The 15,833-nt window shown below is 70.5% G+C and carries 15 protein-coding genes; 8 read left to right on the top strand and 7 right to left on the bottom strand.

What is annotated here, in order from left to right:
• Nucleotides 1–199: 199 nt before the first annotated feature.
• A complete protein-coding gene (locus ACZ3H8_RS26600) occupies nt 200–847 on the bottom strand; it encodes a TetR family transcriptional regulator (RefSeq protein WP_467405951.1) in 648 nt (215 codons plus the stop codon).
• A gap of 299 nt (nt 848–1,146) precedes the next feature.
• Here ACZ3H8_RS26600 and kbpA point away from each other — a divergent pair, with 299 nt between their 5' ends.
• From kbpA to ACZ3H8_RS26630, 6 genes are all read left to right on the top strand, one after another.
• Complete coding sequence (kbpA, locus tag ACZ3H8_RS26605) at nt 1,147–1,920, top strand: AfsK-binding protein KbpA (protein ID WP_467405954.1); 774 nt, start codon at nt 1,147–1,149, stop codon at nt 1,918–1,920.
• A gap of 308 nt (nt 1,921–2,228) precedes the next feature.
• Entirely contained in the window at nt 2,229–2,357 is a 129-nt protein-coding gene (locus ACZ3H8_RS26610; protein WP_467405956.1) for a hypothetical protein, read from the top strand.
• A 192-nt stretch (nt 2,358–2,549) separates the two neighbouring features.
• Nucleotides 2,550–4,991, top strand: coding sequence for a protein serine/threonine kinase AfsK (gene afsK, locus ACZ3H8_RS26615; RefSeq protein WP_467405957.1), 2,442 nt, complete (start codon nt 2,550–2,552; stop codon nt 4,989–4,991).
• A gap of 93 nt (nt 4,992–5,084) precedes the next feature.
• Nucleotides 5,085–5,591 (top strand): hypothetical protein, encoded by a 507-nt coding sequence (locus ACZ3H8_RS26620; protein ID WP_467405960.1) that lies wholly within the window; start codon nt 5,085–5,087, stop codon nt 5,589–5,591.
• A gap of 359 nt (nt 5,592–5,950) precedes the next feature.
• Nucleotides 5,951–6,202 (top strand): hypothetical protein, encoded by a 252-nt coding sequence (locus tag ACZ3H8_RS26625; protein WP_467405961.1) that lies wholly within the window; start codon nt 5,951–5,953, stop codon nt 6,200–6,202.
• 89 nt (nt 6,203–6,291) lie between these two features.
• On the top strand, nt 6,292–6,792 hold the full coding sequence (locus tag ACZ3H8_RS26630; RefSeq protein WP_467405964.1) for a hypothetical protein: 501 nt from the start codon (nt 6,292–6,294) through the stop codon (nt 6,790–6,792).
• A 215-nt stretch (nt 6,793–7,007) separates the two neighbouring features.
• On the opposite strand, the gene ACZ3H8_RS26635 is transcribed toward ACZ3H8_RS26630, so the two are convergent.
• From ACZ3H8_RS26635 to ACZ3H8_RS26645, 3 genes are read right to left on the bottom strand one after another with little or no spacing between them, the layout of a single operon-like run.
• Entirely contained in the window at nt 7,008–7,784 is a 777-nt protein-coding gene (locus ACZ3H8_RS26635) for an enoyl-CoA hydratase/isomerase family protein (RefSeq protein WP_467405965.1), read from the bottom strand.
• The gene (locus ACZ3H8_RS26640; RefSeq protein WP_467405968.1) at nt 7,781–8,206 is read right to left on the bottom strand and encodes a Zn-ribbon domain-containing OB-fold protein; all 426 of its coding nucleotides are present in this window, start codon (nt 8,204–8,206) and stop codon (nt 7,781–7,783) included. Before ACZ3H8_RS26640 ends, ACZ3H8_RS26635 begins: the two co-directional genes overlap by 4 nt.
• Before the next feature lies 1 nt (nt 8,207).
• Nucleotides 8,208–9,356 (bottom strand): lipid-transfer protein, encoded by a 1,149-nt coding sequence (locus ACZ3H8_RS26645; protein ID WP_467405970.1) that lies wholly within the window; start codon nt 9,354–9,356, stop codon nt 8,208–8,210.
• 59 nt (nt 9,357–9,415) lie between these two features.
• Here ACZ3H8_RS26645 and ACZ3H8_RS26650 point away from each other — a divergent pair, with 59 nt between their 5' ends.
• Nucleotides 9,416–10,978, top strand: a complete 1,563-nt coding sequence (locus tag ACZ3H8_RS26650) for a FadD3 family acyl-CoA ligase (RefSeq protein WP_467405973.1) — start codon at nt 9,416–9,418, stop codon at nt 10,976–10,978.
• A 132-nt stretch (nt 10,979–11,110) separates the two neighbouring features.
• Here ACZ3H8_RS26650 and ACZ3H8_RS26655 read toward each other — a convergent pair whose 3' ends face one another.
• The 3 genes from ACZ3H8_RS26655 to ACZ3H8_RS26665 all read right to left on the bottom strand — a co-directional run bounded on the left by ACZ3H8_RS26655 (nt 11,111) and on the right by ACZ3H8_RS26665 (nt 15,463).
• On the bottom strand, nt 11,111–11,359 hold the full coding sequence (locus tag ACZ3H8_RS26655; protein WP_467405974.1) for a sigma-like protein: 249 nt from the start codon (nt 11,357–11,359) through the stop codon (nt 11,111–11,113).
• Between the two features lie 210 nt (nt 11,360–11,569).
• Entirely contained in the window at nt 11,570–14,521 is a 2,952-nt protein-coding gene (gene afsR, locus ACZ3H8_RS26660; RefSeq protein WP_467405977.1) for an SARP-family global regulator AfsR, read from the bottom strand.
• Nucleotides 14,522–14,686: 165 nt separating this feature from the next.
• Nucleotides 14,687–15,463, bottom strand: a complete 777-nt coding sequence (locus ACZ3H8_RS26665) for a polysaccharide deacetylase family protein (protein WP_467405979.1) — start codon at nt 15,461–15,463, stop codon at nt 14,687–14,689.
• A 181-nt stretch (nt 15,464–15,644) separates the two neighbouring features.
• Between ACZ3H8_RS26665 and ACZ3H8_RS26670 the strand changes: the two genes are divergently transcribed.
• Nucleotides 15,645–15,830 (top strand): hypothetical protein, encoded by a 186-nt coding sequence (locus tag ACZ3H8_RS26670; RefSeq protein WP_467395851.1) that lies wholly within the window; start codon nt 15,645–15,647, stop codon nt 15,828–15,830.
• Nucleotides 15,831–15,833: the final 3 nt, after the last annotated feature.

The following is a 15,833-nucleotide window of genomic DNA, read 5'->3' on the forward strand; positions in this document are numbered from 1 at the left end:
TCGGGGGTTCGCCCGCGAAACCCACCACGCGGCTTGCGGTGCCTTCGGGGGTTCGCCCGCGAAGGCACCACCGGACACCAACCACCAACTCCCCCTGGCCCACGCCGACCACGGACCAGGATGACCAAAGCCGACGGCGGTCACCCGGAAAGGGACCGCCGTCGGCCTGACAGGACTTGAAAAGGTGAGCCGCAGCCGCCTACTTCGTCGGCTTCTTGCCCGTGATGCCCAAGTGCACCAACAGCGCCAGATTCGGCTTCAGTTCCGCCTGTTTCACACCCCAGGTCGTGAACCCCTTCTGATGCGACGCCACCGCCGCCAGCATCGCCACCAGCGAGCCTGCCATCGCCGCCGGGCTGACGTCCTTGTCGACCTTGCCCTTGGACTGCAAGTCCTTCACCGCGTCCGTAAGGGAGTTGGTGACCGAGTTCAGGATCTTCATGCGGATCTTGTAGAACCGTTTGTCCCCCTCCGCGGCCCCAAGATCCACCACTCGCAGAATCGCGTCGTGGCGCCGCCAGAAATCGAGGAAGCCCTCGACCAGCGCCTCCGACGTCTGCCAGCCGCCCTTGCCGACCCAGGAGCGGCCGGAGACCAGTTCGGTCAATCCCGCGCCCTCCTTGGCCATTTCCTCCGCGATCTCGAGGACCGCGCCCTCGACGTCCGGGAAGTACTGGTAGAAGGTCGCGGGTGAAGTGCCCGCCTTCCGGGCCACGTCGATGACTTTGACGTCCCGGTACGGCGAGGAGCTGAGCATCTCGCTGAGGCAGTCGAGCAGCTTCTGCCGCGTCGCCTGTCCGCGTCGTCCGGCCACTCGGCCGTCGACGGTGCGTACTTGTCCTGTCATGCCGTCAGCTTACCGAGGGGTGATCGGCGCGCGATTCGGCCGAGTGCAAATGGGGTGCGGCAACCCTGGCGGGCAGGGTGCGGCAGGGGTGCGGCCGGTATACGCCAATAGTGTTATCAACAGCCTGTGGACAACTTCCGTGGACAACTCAACAATCCTCGGCCTCGCCGTGGCTCCCATGTCCTGATAATTGACCAAACGTTCGATTCGATCCCCTGCGCCACGCGGGTCACGCCGCTAGCTTGAGTGTGACGGGCACCACACCCGCCGCATCCCGCACCAGGGAAGGAACCAGGTCCATGGCCGTATTCCCACAGGGCGCGCCGTGCTGGGTGGACGCGGCGCTCCCCGATGTCGAGGCGGGCAAGCGCTTCTACGGTGAGCTGTTCGGCTGGACATTCGGCGGGGGCGAAGGGGCGTACGTCGACGCCTTCAGCGACGAAAAGCTGGTCGCCGCCCTCGTGCCCAAGCGCGACGGCCGGATGCCCACCGTCTGGGGCGTCTACTTCGCCACCTCCGACGCTGCCGCGCTGAGCAGGGAGATCAGGGACGCCGACGGCCAGGTGATCACGGCCCCGGTGCAAGTCGGCACGGCCGGGACGATGGCGCTCGCCACGGATCCCGGCGGCGCGGTCTTCGGGCTCTGGCAGGCGGGCGACAGGGCCGGCTTCGAGAAGCAGGGCGAGCCGGGCTCCTTCTGCTGGACCGAGGTGTACACGCGGGACAAGGAGCGGGCGGACGCCTTCTACGAACGGGTTTTCGGCTTCCAGGGCACGGATCTGCCCGACGACTCCATCGACTTCCGGATGTGGTCCCCGGCCGGTACGGAACCGGGGGAGGACACCGCCATCGGCGGCCGCAGCGTAATCACCGACGCCTTCCCGGCCGAGATGCCCGGCCACTTCCTCATCTACTTCTGCGTCGACGACTGCGACGAGACGGCCGCGGCCGCGACCCGTCTCGGTGGCCGCATCCAGGCGTTGCCCTTCGATATTCCGTACGGGCGCATCGCCGTGCTCGCCGACAATCAGGGCGCTTCGTTCGCCGTGCTCGCCGAACCGAAGGCGGCTTGAGGGGAGCCCGGCGGCGGCCTCAACGAACGTGAGATGAAAGGGAGTTGAAGGAGGGAATGGTCTAGACCTAGGGCGGGTTTCTGATCCATAGTGGGGGCCTTCCCCTCCACGAAAGGACCTCCCGTGCTCCGTGCCCTACCGCCCTGGGACTCGCGGCCGTCGCCGCCGTCGCCGCCGGACTCCTCACTGCGACCCCCGCCTCCGCCGCCCGCCTCCCCTGCAACCTCGCCGGCAGCGGTGACACCGCGTCCGCCAATTGCTACAGCGGCTCCTTCCACACCTGGCGGCTCGTCGTCGACTGCGACGACGTGAGCAACCCGAAGTGGCCGGTCCGCGTCAAGACTGTTTACGGGGCCTGGCACACCGGGGACGGCAGCGACTCGATCTCCTGTGGTGGGTCTCTGCGCGCCACCGGACGCCTGGAGGCGCGCGGCTGAACCATTACGCCTCCCGATCCGTGTCCGAAACCGGGTGAGACACCCCGATCCGCCCCCGGGTTCGCAACCGCCGCCTCCGACAGGAAGAATCAGGGTGCGCACCGCTGAGGGTCTCGGTGGTGGGACGCTGCACGGGGCTGGAATTGACGGGCTCCGTATCTTCTGGGGCCCGTACGGGGAGGTGGCAGGCAAGTGATCGAGCAGCTGACGCAGCATGACCCGAGACGGATCGGTCCGTTCGAGGTACTGGGCCGGCTCGGTGCCGGCGGCATGGGGCTGGTCTATCTCGCCCGGTCGGCGTCCGGCCGCCGGGTGGCGATCAAGACGGTGCGTACCGAGCTCGCCGAAGACCAGCTCTTCCGCGTCCGCTTCACCCGTGAGGTGGAAGCCGCCCGGGCTGTCAGCGGTTTCTACACGGCGGCCGTGGTCGACGCCGACCCGCGGGCGGCCGTGCCGTGGCTTGCCACCGCGTACGTCCCCGCACCCTCCCTCGAAGAGATAGTGAATGAGTGCGGGCCGATGCCCGCCCAGGCGGTGCGCTGGCTGGCAGCCGGCGTCGCCGAGGCGCTGCAGTCCATCCATGGCGCCGGCCTCGTCCACCGCGACCTCAAGCCGTCGAACGTCCTGGTCGTGGAGGACGGGCCGCGCGTCATCGACTTCGGTATTGCGTCCGGCGTCTCCAACACCCGGCTGACCATGACCAATGTCGCCGTGGGCACGCCCGCGTACATGTCACCGGAGCAGGCGCGCGACTCCCGCAGCGTGACCGGCGCGAGCGATGTGTTCTCGCTCGGCTCCACGCTCGTCTTCGCGGCGACCGGCCACGCCCCCTTCCACGGCGCCAACCCGGTCGAGACCGTCTTCATGCTGCTGCGCGAGGGCCCGGACCTTCAGGGGCTGCCGGACGAGCTCCGGCCGCTGATCGAGTCCTGTATGCAGATGGAGGCCGGACTGCGGCCCACGCCCGAGGATCTGCAGGCGCAGCTCGCGCCGCATCTGTTCTCCTCCGGCAGCGACGACAGCGGGACCGCGTCCGCATGGCTGCCGTCGCGGGCCACCGCGATGATCGAGCAGCGCCGCGGCGGCAGGCCCGCCGTCCCGGCCCCGGTCGCCGCGCCGCGCCCCGCCGAGCCCGCCCCGCCCGTTCCCCAGGCACCGCCGCAGCCGCCCCGGCAGGGCACCGACTGGGACTCCGCCTGGCGCGGCGGCAGCGATCCGCGTACGGGACAGGCCTCGCCGTCACCCGTTGCGGTGACCTCTCCCGCCGCCGCGGGACCCGTGCGGCTGCCCGGCGCCAAGGTGCCGATCGGCCCCGGCCCGCGCGTCGCCGACGCCGGCCGCGGCGGGGTCGTCGAGACCGGCCCCGCGACCGGCTGGATCCGCCCGCCCGGCGGGCTGAACGGCGCCGAGGCCGCGACCAGCGCCCTCCCGTCACCCGGACCGGCCCCCGTCCAGGCACCCGTGCCGCCGCCCGCCTCGCCCCCGGACGCGGCTTCCGGACACTGGCGCCCGTGGCGTTTCCGGATGTCGAACGACGTCTGGGGCACTCCCGTGGTCGCCGGGGATCTCCTCTACGTCACCTCCTTCGAGGTGCACGCGCTGGACGTGGGCAGCGGCCGCCGCCAGTTCAAGACCCGGGACGTGGCCTGGGCGATGGCCGTCGCGGGCGGCCGTATCCACGCCTCCGACGGGCCTTCGCTGTACGCACTCGACGCGACCAGCGGCCAGGAGCGGTGGCGGCTCCAGGCCGACGCCTGGGTGTACTCCCTCAAGGTCGACCGCGGCACCGTCCTCACCGGGACCCGCGGCGGCGGCGTACAGGCCTGGGAGGCGTCCAACGGCGAGAAGTTGTGGGAGACGACCGGGGCGCAGACGGACTTCGAGACCCCCGAGGCCGGTCCCGCGATCTTCGGCGACACGGTGTACGTATGGCAGGACGCGAGGCTGCGCGCGCTGGAGGCCCGTACGGGCGTCGAGCGCTGGTCCTATCCCGTCGGTGACGCGGCGTCCTGCGGCAGTGTGCCCGTCCGGGTGCATCCCGCGCCCGATGGCTATGTGTACGTCGCGGCCGGCACCCGCGTCCTCGCCATTGACATCTCGAACGGCCTGGTCCGCTGGCACTTCGAGGCCCCCGCGGTGTTCCTCTCGCCGCCGGTCTTCGCACCGGGCCCGGCGGTGACGGGCGGCGGCGTCTATCTCGCCGACTACCTCGGCACGGTGTACGCCCTGGACGCCACGACCGGCAAGGACCGCTGGCGTATCGCCACCGAGTCGCGCCAGTCCGTCGAGCCGGTCCTCGTGGCCGGCGGCAACATCCATGTCGGCAGCGGCAGCGCGCTGTACACGCTGGACGCGGTGACGGGCACCCCGATGTGGCGGTTCGCCGCGGGCGGCGAGGTCATCGGCGCGCCGGTCGTCGCGGACGGCCGGGTGCACTTCGGCTCCGCGGACCACGTGCTCTACACGCTGGACGCGAGCGGCGGCCAGCTGCGCTGGAAGCTCGCGACCGGCGGCGAGATCACCGGGTCGCCGGTGGCGCAGGGCGGTGTGGTGTACGCGTGCAGCAAGGACCGGTGTGTGTACGCGCTGGACGCGGTCAAGGGGACGGCGACCGGGCGGGGCGGGGCTCGGTAGTCGTTCCCGGGCCCTTCCGGCGCCCGATGGCGGGGCGTACCCCCCGGGCGTAGCGTCGTGATCGAGAGCGCGGCGTACCCAGGGAGGCCGACGATGACGCGCAACATCATCGGCTCGATCCTCGCTCTCATCGGAGCGGCGGCCGCCGTATGGAGCCCCTTCCGTGCCTGGTACGACGGCCGTCACGGGCGCGACTACCGCGTCCAGGACCTGTTCACCGGCATCACCGAGACCAGGCCCGGACTGATCGTCTCGATTCTCCTGCCGTTCGCCTTCGCGGCCCTGGTGACCCTGATCGGCCTTGTCCTGCGCTCGCGGCTGCTGGTCGCGCTCTCCGGGGTGATCGTGCTCGGCTTCACCGTGCTGTGGATGGTCCGCCTGGGCCAGGAGGCAGGCACCCTGACCGTCGGCGGCGACGGCGGTGGCCTCGGTGACGGAGTCGCATACGCAGTCGGCGGCGGTTTGCTGTTGCTCGTTGCCGCGGTCGTGATGAGCGGCCGGATCCGCAGAGAGCCGCCGGAGACCGAGCCTCACACCGCCCCCAGACTGGACGGACCCCCGACGCACCCCGGGGACCAATCCCCGCCCGGCCGCGCCTGATTCGCGACTGCTACGGTTTCGCGCGGTTGTCAGGTACATCAAGTACCTCCAGGGGGAGAGTGGCCATGGTGCGCCGACGTCTCAAGCTCGCGGCCGTACTTGTCGTTGTGGTGCTCGCGCTGACCGGTTTCTCGAGCTCGTGATCGGGTGGCAAGGGTAGGGGCGGAAAGAGCGGGTCGAAGGGCAGCAGTGGCGGAGGCGGCTGCTCCAGCTCCAAGAAGTCGAACAGCGGCTACCGCGACTACGACGATGACGACTACAGCTCCTCCGGCTCCTCCTCCGGTTCGGACACATACACCGACGACCCCACCCCCACCGCGACGGAGAGCGGCGCCGCCCGGGCGTATGTCGTCGACTGCGTGAAGAAGGGCCGCGGCAAGCGCAAGGCGGATACGTCGGCCACGGTGAAGGTCGTCTCGGACTCCTCGGTGGCGCATCGGTACGAGGTCGACGTGGTGTTCCTGGACGCCGTGGGCGATGTCGTCGACCGCGGTTACACCAAGGTCACGCTGGACGGCGGGGAGACAGAGACCGTCACGGTCAGGATGCAGAGCCCCAAGAAGGTGTCGCGCGTGAAGAAGTGCGAAGCCGACGCCCTGCTCGACGACTGAGTCGGCGGTGGCAGTGATCAGGCGCTGCTAGTGTGACGTGCGCTCGTCAAAGCGAGCCGCTCACTCATACGTTCAACGGGGGTTGAAACGTGAAGATTCGTCATGTCCGCGCCATCGCCGTTTTCGGTATCGCGCTCGTCGCCCTGACCGGAGCCCGCGGCTCCCACGGCGGCAGCTGCGGCGGGAGCAGCAGCAATGGAAGCAGCAGTAGCAGCAGCGGTGGCAGCCACGACAACGACACCACCACGTCCGGCGGTTCCACCGGCTCGGTGACGGGTGGCTCCAGCGCCGACAAGGCCGAGCGGGACGTCAGGATCGACGAGTGCAAGCTGGACGCCTCGGGCAAGAACCTCACCGCGAAGATCACTGTCACGAACGATGACTCGCTGACGTACGACTACGACGTGAGCCTGCAGTTCAAGGGCGACCTCGGCGAGAGCGTGAACACGGCGATCGCGAAGGTGAACGACCTCAAGGTCGCGGCGGGTGCGTCGGGGACGAGCGTGGCGACGACGCCGTACACGGGGTCGGGCGACGGCTCCGAGTACAAGAAGTGCGAAGTAATCAGCGCGAGCCGCACTGCCGGCTAGTTGCCGGGGCTCCGCGCCCTAGGCCCTGGCGGAGGCTGTTCCCCACCCCGCCCCTTCCCGAACTGGGGGCTTCGCCCCCAGACCCCCAGTCCTCAATCTCCCCCAGACTTCGTCCGGGGGGACCCCCAACGGGCTGAAAATTCAGCCCCTCCGGCGATTGAGGAGCGGGGTCCGGGGCGGAGCCCCGGTTACGGGAAGGGGCGGGTAGGGGAAAGTCACCGCAACCGGTACCCGCCCCCGCCCCGGCGCCCCGCAAACCGCTCCGCCTGCCGCTCCCGCGCCACGTTCCCGAGCGCAATCAAGTGCGGCGCATGCCCAAGCGCCTGCGTCCTCGCCGCCTCCCGCGACGCCCACACCGCCCGTACCGTCCCCTGCACCGCCTCCGTCGGGTACGACGCCACCACCGCCGCGGCCCGCAGCGCGGCCGCCGCCGCCTCGCCCGGTTCGGTCAACTCCGAGACCAGGCCCGTCTCGTAGGCCCGCTGGGCCGAGATCCGTTCCGCCGTCCCCATCAGCGCCATCCGCGCCACCTCGCCGAACGGCATCCGCTGCGCCAGGTAGATCGTCTCGTACGCGCTGACCATGCCGTACGTCGTATGCGGGTCGAAGAACGTTGCCTCACGCGAAGCCACCACGAACTCGCTCTCGCCGAGCAGGTAGAACGCCCCGCCGCAGGCCATCCCCTCCACGGCCGCGATCACCGGCTTCCAGAGGTCGTTCGCCTTCGGCCCGATCGCGATCAGCGGATCGTCGATCGAATACGGGGACGAGGGCTGCGGCACCTGGACCGAGCGGTCGATGCCGGTGCAGAACGCCTTGCTGCCCGCGCCGGTCACCACCACGGCTCGTACGGCATCGTCGCGGCGGAACTCCTGCCAGACTGCGGTCAGTTCGGCCGCTGTCTCCAGATCGATCGCGTTGTGCTTCTCTGGCCGGTCGAGCGTGACCAGCGCGACGCCCGTCTCCTTGTCGCTGTCGATACGCACACTCATGAGCGCTCCAGCAGCCAGCGCGGCACAGTGATGTCACCGAGCCGGGTGAACGCCACCCTTACCCCCGCGCCGATGCGCAGCCGCGCCGGGTCGACGGAGTTCAGGGGGGCGTCCGGCGCTGCGACCACATTGCCGGCCAGCCGGATGCGGGGGGCGTCCAGTAGCTCGACGACGACCGCGTTGTACGGGGCCAGTGCGGCGTACGCGGGCAGCAGCGGCGGATGGGGAATGACGTACGACCAGATGCGGCCGCGCCCGCTCATCCTGCGCCACTCGCTGTCGAAGGACTGGCAGTGCGGGCAGCAGGGCCGGGGCGGAAAGCGCAGCTCGCCGCAGGGCGCGCAGGCCTGAACGCGGAGTTCGCCCTCGGCGGCGTACTCCCAGAAGGGTGCGCCGTCCTCGTCGACAACCGGTGTGAGCATCTCAACTCCTCAGCAGTAAGGCCGAAGTGGGCACGCCCTCGCCCGCGGTGACCAGGCATGTCGCGGCGTCCGGGACCTGCGCGGTGGAGATGCCACGCAGCTGCTTCACGCCCTCGTTGATGAGGTTGAAGCCGTGTACGTACGCCTCGCTCAGCCCGCCGCCCCCCGTGTTGAGGGGCAGCCGGCCGCCGATCTCCAGCGCGCCGCCCTCGGTGAACGCCGCGCCCTCGCCCCTCCCGCAGAAGCCGTAGCCCTCCAGGGAGAGCGGTACGAGCGGGGTGAACGCGTCGTAGATCTGCGCCACATCGACGTCCTGCGGCCCGAAGTCGGAGGTCTTCCACAGCTGGCGGGCCGCCGTCCAGGCGGGTCCGGTGAGCGGGTCGTCGTTCCAGTAGTTGACCATTCCGTGGTGCTGGGCGGGCAGGCCCTGGGCTGCGGAGTGGACGTAGACCGGCTGGTGGCGGCAGTCGCGGGCGCGCTCGGCGCTCACGATCACGCAGGCCAGCGCGCCATCCGTCTCCAGGCAGTTGTCGAAGAGGCAGAGCGGCTCGCTGATCCAGCGCGCGGTCATATACATGTCGCGGGTCAGCGGCCGTTCGTACATCACCGCGGCGGGGTTCTGGTTGGCGCGGTTGCGGCAGGCGAGGGCGACGTTGAAGAGATGGTCGCGGGTGGCGCCGTACTCGTGCATATAGCGCCGCGTCAGCATGCCGATCTCGTCGGCGGGCCGCAGCAGTCCGAAGGGCCGGGTCCACTGGCCGGGGGTCGGCAGCTGAACGGCCGTGTTTTTCCAGGGCCTTGGGCCCGATCCGCGTTTGCGTGAGCGCCAGGCGACCCCCACGCTCGCCTGGCCCGTCGCGATCGCCGCGGCGAGATGGGCGACGGTGGCGCAGGAACCGCCGCCGCCGTAGCCGACCTTGGAGAAGAAGGTCACGTCTCCGGCGCCGATGGACTTCGCGATCTCGACCTCGTCCGTCTCCTCCATCGTGTACGAGGCGAAGCCGTCGACCTCGGAAGGGTCGACGCCGGCGTCGTCGAGCGCGGCGACGATGGCCCGGCAGGCCAGGGTCTTCTCGGATTCGGGGAGATGTTTCGCGAAGGCCGTCTGCCCTATCCCGGCTATCGCGGTTGCGTCCTTGAGGCTCGCCATGAGGGGGAGAGTACAGCTAATCTGACGGACAGTCAGCTACTGCGGTGGGAGGGCTTGCGATGCGCGGCGACCTGGAGTGGGGCACCATCCCGAAGCTGGTGCGGAGCGCTGCCGGACGGTACGGGCAGCGGGAGGCCGTCGTCGATGGCCGCACCCGTGTCTCGTACGCCGAACTGGGCGAGCGGGTCGAACGGGGGGCCGCCGCCTGTATGGCTTCGGGCATCGAACCGGGCGACCGGGTCGCCATCTGGGCCCCGAACGCCCTCGACTGGATCGTCTCCGCGCTCGGCGCGGTCACGGCCGGTGCGGTGCTGGTGCCGCTGAACACCCGCTTCAAGGGCACGGAGGCCGCGTACGTACTCCAGCGCAGCCGGGCCAGACTGCTCTTCGTCACCGGCACCTTCCTCGGCACCTCGTACGTCGCGTCCCTGCGCCGCGCGGAGGTGGACCTGCCGCACCTGGAGCAGGTCGTGGTGCTCGCCGACAGCGCGCCTGAGGACTTCCGTACCTGGAAGGACTTCCTGGCGGGCGGCGACGGCGTCACATCGGCACAAGTCCGCACCCGGGCCGACTCGATCGACTCCTCGGCCCCCTCCGACATCATCTTCACCTCGGGCACCACCGGCCGCCCCAAGGGTGCCGTCATCACCCATGCGCAGACGCTGCGCTGCTACGACGTGTGGAGCGACCTCGCGGGACTGCGCGAGGGCGACCGCTATCTGATCGTGAACCCCTTCTTCCACACCTTCGGCTACAAGGCGGGCATCATCGCCTGTCTGACGCGGGGCGCGACGATGGTGCCACAGCCGGTCTTCAATGTGGACACGGTCCTGGCGAACATCGCGTCCGAACGCATCTCGGTGCTGCCAGGACCGCCGACCCTGCACCAGTCGCTGCTCGACCACCCGGCCCGCGACCAGCACGACCTGTCCGCGCTGCGCCTTGTGGTCACCGGCGCGGCGGTCGTACCGCTCCAGCTGGTGGAGCGGCTGCGCAGTGAGCTGGGCATCGCCACGGTGCTGACCGCGTACGGCCTCTCCGAGGCGAGCGGCATCGTCACCATGTGCCGCCGTGGCGACGCCCCGGAGACGATCGCGACCACCTCGGGCCGTGCGATCCCCGGCACCGAGGTCCGTGTGTCGGCCGCCGCCGGTGAACCGGGCGAGGTTCTGGTACGTGGACACCACGTCATGCAGGGCTACTTCGAGGACCCGGAGGAGACGGCGAAGGCGATCACCGAGGACGGCTGGCTGCGCACGGGCGACGTCGGCGTTCTGGACAAGGGGGGCAATCTCCGTATCACCGACCGGATCAAGGACATGTTCATCGTCGGCGGCTTCAACGCCTACCCGGCGGAGATCGAGCAACTGCTGGGCCTGCACCCGGATGTGGCGGATGTGGCGGTCATCGGGGTCCCCGACGCGCGGCTCGGCGAGGTGGGCAAGGCGTATGCGGTACGGCACAGGGGCTCGACGCTCACGGCGGACGATCTGATCGCCTGGTCGCGGCGGGAGATGGCGAACTACAAGGTCCCGAGGGAGGTCGAGTTCGTGAGGGAACTGCCGCGGAACGCGAGCGGGAAGGTCCTGAAGACGGAGCTGCGGTCGCGGCAACGAGCCTGACGGGCACGGGCGGTGGACTACCGGCCCCGGCGCGGGGCGGGCGTCCGCGGCCGTGCCGGTCCCGGACATGCCGCGGCCGCGGCGGCTCCCCTCCGCGCCGCCGCGGCCGCACCCCGTAGTGAGGAGTCCTGATCAGCCCTTGGGCGGGACCGGCGCGTGGTGGTCACCCTGGGTGGTGGCCCCACCGTCGCCCAGAAGCTGCGGCGGCGCCGGAGCGTGGTGGTCGCCCAGCGTGGTGATGGTGCCGTCGGCCGGCGGCGCGGGCGCGTGGTGGTCGCCCAGCGTCGTGACCTCACCGTCGCCCAGGAGCTGCGGCGGCACGGGCGCGTGGTGGTCGCCCAGTGTGGTGATCTCTTCTGGCTTCTTCTCGTTGCTGCTCATGCTGTCCCCCATGGGATTGCTCGACATGACCGAATGTGGCCTTCTGCCCGGAGACTCCCCCGAGGGTCGCCGGACAGAAGGCCAGTGGACCTGTCGCCCCCGCTGAGGTGACGGTCCCGTGATCCGCCTGCCCCCCGACGCGACGGATCGAATGCTCTAGAGCATGTCGGAAGAGCATAAACAATCGATGAACGCCCTGGCCCGGAGTTCTCAGGCCGCGCCGCTGAGGGGAGCGAGCAACTCCCGTACTTCCTCAGCCTCAGGGGCGCCCGACTGCTCGTGCAGCAGCAGCGCCTCTCGCCAGCAGGCACGCGCCCGGTCCGCCTGGCCGAGGCTGTCCAGCGCCTTGCCCAGGGTGACCAGCACATTCGCCCGGATCCGGTCACCGCCGATGCATCCGATGGCGAGCGCCTGCTCGGCATGCTGGGCCGCCCGCGCGGCGCGGCGGGCCGAGAGGTGGGCCTGCGCGATGCGGAAATGCGTGGTCCCCTCCCACAGGCGCTGCCGGTTCGCCTCGAACCGGTCCAGCGCCTCGGCCAGTTGCTCCAGCGCCTCGGTGTGACGCCCGGCCTGGGTCAGCGCGACCCCCAGGGCGTAGCGCGCGTTGGCCAGCCGGAGCGGGTGTCCGATCCGGTCGTACATCGCGATGCCCTGCTCGGCCAGTGTGATGCCCTGCGCGGTGCGGCCCATGGCGACGTGGATGCGGGAGAGGTTGCACAGGGCGCTGGCCTCTCCGGGCAGGTTCCCGTCGGCCCGTGACCCTTCCCTCGCCCGGCCCAGGTGTGCCTCGGCCTCCTCGTTGCGCCCCTGTATGAAGGCGATGATGCCGCGGTCGTTGTCGGACCAGTAGACGGGCGCCGGGTCCTGCGCGCCTCGCGCGAGCACGGCCGCCTGCTTGGCCTCCTCGTCCGCCTCCTCGTAACGGCCCGCCACCAGATGGACATTGGTCAGCGAAGTCCGTGCGCGACCCTCGGCGCGGGCGTCGCCGACGGCGCGTGCCGCTTCGAGTGCCGCGAAGGCGACGGCCTCGTACACCTTGGAGTTGGCGCCGGACTCCGCCAGATCCTGTGCCGCCCACAGCAGATCGACGGCGGGCCGGAGCCGAGCCGCCCCACCGGCAGCCTGCCGGGCGCAGGCCAGGAGGCAGTGCGCCTCCGCGTAGAACCAGTCCTGCGCGTCCTGCCGGTCGGTGAACTCGAGCCCCGCGTGGCCGGTCGGCTCCAGATGGGCGACCAGCCGGTCGCCCGGGCGCTCGATCGCGTACACCTTCGCGGTCGTCGCCAGATAGAAGTCGAGCAGTCGCGACAGCGCCAACCCCGTCTTTTGTGACGGCTGTTCGTCCCTTTCGGCGCACGCACGCGCGTAGAGCCGTACGAGGTCGTGGTACCGGTACCGCCCCGGCGCCGCGGACTCCAGCAGGGACGTGTCGACCAGCGCCTCCAGCAGGTCCTCCGTCTCCTGGACCGGCAGGTCGAGCATCGCGGCGGCCGCGGCGAGCGAGATGTCCGGGCCGTCGGCGAGGCCGAGGAGGCGGAAGGCGCGGGCCTGTGCCGGCTCCAGCTGGCCGTAGCCCAGTTCGAAGGTGGCCTTCACCGCGAGGTCTCCGGCCTGGAGTTCGTCCAGGCGGCGGCGCTCGTCCGCGAGCTTCGCGGCCAGGACGGAGACCGTCCAGGTGCGGCGGGCGGCCAGCCGGGATGCCGCGATACGGATCGCGAGGGGAAGGAAACCGCAGGCCGCGACCACATCCAGGGCATCTTTGCGCTCGGAGGTGACCCGCTCCTCGCCGACGATCCGGGTGAACAGCTGCAGAGCCTCCTCCGGCGACATCACATCGATGTCGACGAGGTGCGCGCCTGCCAGGTCGACCATCCGGACGCGGCTGGTGACCAGGGCCGCGCAGCCCGCCGTACCGGGCAGCAGGGGGCGGATCTGCGCTGCGTCGCGCGCGTTGTCGAGGAGGACCAGGATGCGGCGGCCGTCCAGCGTCGAGCGGTAGAGCGCGGCCCGTTCGTCCAGGGTCTCCGGAATCGCGGAGTCCGGGGTGCCGAGCGCGCGCAGGAAGGCCCCGAGTACCGTCTCCGCCTCGGCGGCGCGGTTGCCCGCGCCCTGGAGGTCGACGTAGAGCTGGCCGTCCGGGAAGTGCGGGCGCGCCTCGTGCGCCACATGGACCGCGAGGGTCGTCTTGCCGACGCCGCCGATGCCCGCGAGCGCCGAGACGGCCATCACCGAGCGCTCGGCGGTGGCGAGCTGGCCGCCCAGTTCGCGTACGAAGGAGGCGCGTCCGGTGAAGTCCGGGACGGTGGCCGGAAGTTGGGCGGGCCTGGTGACCTGCGGGGCCGGGGCGGGCTCTTCGCTGGGGCGGGCCAGCTCCGCGTCGGCCTGCAGAATGCGCTGCTGCAGCCGGGCGAGTTCGGGCCGCGGGTCGACGCCCAGTTCCTCGGCGAGCAGCCGACGGGTGTCCGCGTACACGGCGAGCGCCTCGGCCTGCCGCCCGCTGCGGTACAGGGCCAGCATCAGCAGCTCGCGCAGCCGCTCACGCAGCGGGTGCGCGGCGGTGAGCGCGGTCAGCTCCGAGACCGCCTCCGCATGGCTGCCGACCTCCAGGTCGAGGTCGAGCCGGGTCTCCAGGAGCTGGAGCCGCCACTCCTCGAGGCGGGCCCGGTGGTTCTCGGCGTACGGCCCGGGCACATTGGCCAGCGGCTCGCCGTCCCACAGGCCGAGTGACTTGTTGATGAGCAGGCGGGCCTGGCCGCGGTCCCCGGCGGCACGGGACTTCTCCGCCTCGGCGGCCAACTCCTGTGCCACCGCGAGGTCGAGGGCATCGCGCCTGACCCGTATGGCATAGCCGCCCGACTCACTGACCAGGGCGTTCACGGAGAGCACCTTGCGGAGCCGGGACGCGTACGTGCGGACCGCGGCGAGCGCCTGCGAGGGCGGGTCCTCGCCCCAGATCGCGTCGATCAGCTCGGAGGCGGTCGCGGTACGGCCGTCGCGCAGCAGCAGCGCGGCCAGCAGGGCGCGTTGCTGCGGTGATCCGGACGGCAGGCTCTCCCCGCAGCGCCACGCGCGTACCGGGCCGAGCACGCTGAAGCGCAGTTCGCTGACGCCGCTCTGCGCCGGAGCACGTTGCTCCGGTACGCGTGGCCCGCTGTCACGGTCCATAGCTGCCCCCTGCCCCCGTACTGCCGGAATCGCCCTCGACAGTCTGCCCTGTGCATGGTGGCCCCGTCAGCAGCGGGGCACTTCCTCCTCGCCCCTGCCCCTGCCCGGCTGCGCGCTAACCCGCGCAGGTAACGGTGGTGTGTGATCTTTGTGAGAGGGCGGTGGTCAGGGGCGGTACACCTCACCCGGGTTGGCCTTTCCGGGCGCGAGCAGCTCGGGCACGGTGACGAAGGCGTAGCCGCGCTTCTTCAGCTCGTCGATGATCCCGGGGACGGCGGGGACGGTCCCGTCGTATATGTCGTGCAGCAGGATGATGCCGTCGCGTCCGGCCTGGTCGAGTATCCGGCTCTTGATGAGTTCGGAGTCGGTGGTGGAGTAGTCCTTGGCGGTGGCGCTCCACAGGATCTGGGCGAGGCCGAGCTCCCTGCTGACGTCGGTGACATCGTCGTTGATCCGGCCCTGCGGCGGGCGCATCAGGGTGGGCTTGCGGCCGGTGATCTTCGCTATGGCGTCCTGGGTACGGGAGAGCTCGTCGCGTATCTCGTCGGTGCTCAGCTCGTCGAGACGGCGGTGCGACCAGGTGTGATTGGCGACCTCGTGTCCCTCGTCGGCGATACGGCGTACGAGGTCGGGGTGCTTGAGGACATGGTTCTTGCCGAGCAGGAAGAAGGTTGCGTGAACCTTCTTCGCCTTCAAGGTGTCGAGCAGTTGCGGGGTGTCCTTGCCGGGCCCGGCGTCGAAGGTGAGGGCTATGCACTTGGCCTTTTCGCAGTCGACGCCGCCGTGCGCCGTCAGCGGTTTGGCGTCGGATCCGGCCTTGCCGGCCTGGTCCCGGGCGGCGCCGGGTGAGGTGGTGTCCATGGAGCAGCCGGTGAGCGTGAGCGCGAGGGCGGCGACGATGGCCGCAGCGACGGTCCTTTTGGGCATGGCCTTTTTGGGCATGGCGAATATCCCCCTCGGTGGATGGCAGGCGCACGGAATGCGGCGATCTGCCGCTGGTCGACCGCGCCCATCGCACTATACACACCATGTATAGACGGGGTTCATAGTTGCCCGGAGTCGGACCCGGCCCCTGTCGCACTAGCTGACGGATCGTCAGATCGGCGCTACCGTGGGCCTCAGTGTGAAGCTGGCTCTCGCCTCACCGTCTTGGGCGGTGCATGGTCGGCTGCGCGCGGCCGGCAAGACCAAGTCCGAGGCGTTGCGCGTCCTCAAGCGGCATCTCTCCGACGTCGTCTACCGCCGCCTGCTCCAAGACCAGCAACCCCAAGCCCACACGGCGGACGCTTACTTCGCCGCCGCGGCTTGACAT

This window comes from Streptomyces sp. NPDC002868 (assembly GCF_055563295.1).

Excerpts from the sequence above, each read along its gene's own strand:
- ACZ3H8_RS26650 (WP_467405973.1), top strand. The coding sequence starts at position 9,416 with ATGCGCGGCGACCTGGAGTGGGGCACCATCCCGAAGCTGGTGCGGAGC.
- ACZ3H8_RS26645 (WP_467405970.1), bottom strand. The coding sequence starts at position 9,356 with ATGGCGAGCCTCAAGGACGCAACCGCGATAGCCGGGATAGGGCAGACG.
- kbpA (WP_467405954.1), top strand. The coding sequence starts at position 1,147 with ATGGCCGTATTCCCACAGGGCGCGCCGTGCTGGGTGGACGCGGCGCTC.
- ACZ3H8_RS26620 (WP_467405960.1), top strand. The coding sequence starts at position 5,085 with ATGACGCGCAACATCATCGGCTCGATCCTCGCTCTCATCGGAGCGGCG.
- afsR (WP_467405977.1), bottom strand. The coding sequence starts at position 14,521 with ATGGACCGTGACAGCGGGCCACGCGTACCGGAGCAACGTGCTCCGGCG.
- ACZ3H8_RS26635 (WP_467405965.1), bottom strand. The coding sequence starts at position 7,784 with ATGAGTGTGCGTATCGACAGCGACAAGGAGACGGGCGTCGCGCTGGTC.
- ACZ3H8_RS26665 (WP_467405979.1), bottom strand. The coding sequence starts at position 15,463 with ATGCCCAAAAAGGCCATGCCCAAAAGGACCGTCGCTGCGGCCATCGTC.
- ACZ3H8_RS26640 (WP_467405968.1), bottom strand. The coding sequence starts at position 8,206 with ATGCTCACACCGGTTGTCGACGAGGACGGCGCACCCTTCTGGGAGTAC.
- ACZ3H8_RS26655 (WP_467405974.1), bottom strand. The coding sequence starts at position 11,359 with ATGAGCAGCAACGAGAAGAAGCCAGAAGAGATCACCACACTGGGCGAC.
- ACZ3H8_RS26600 (WP_467405951.1), bottom strand. The coding sequence starts at position 847 with ATGACAGGACAAGTACGCACCGTCGACGGCCGAGTGGCCGGACGACGC.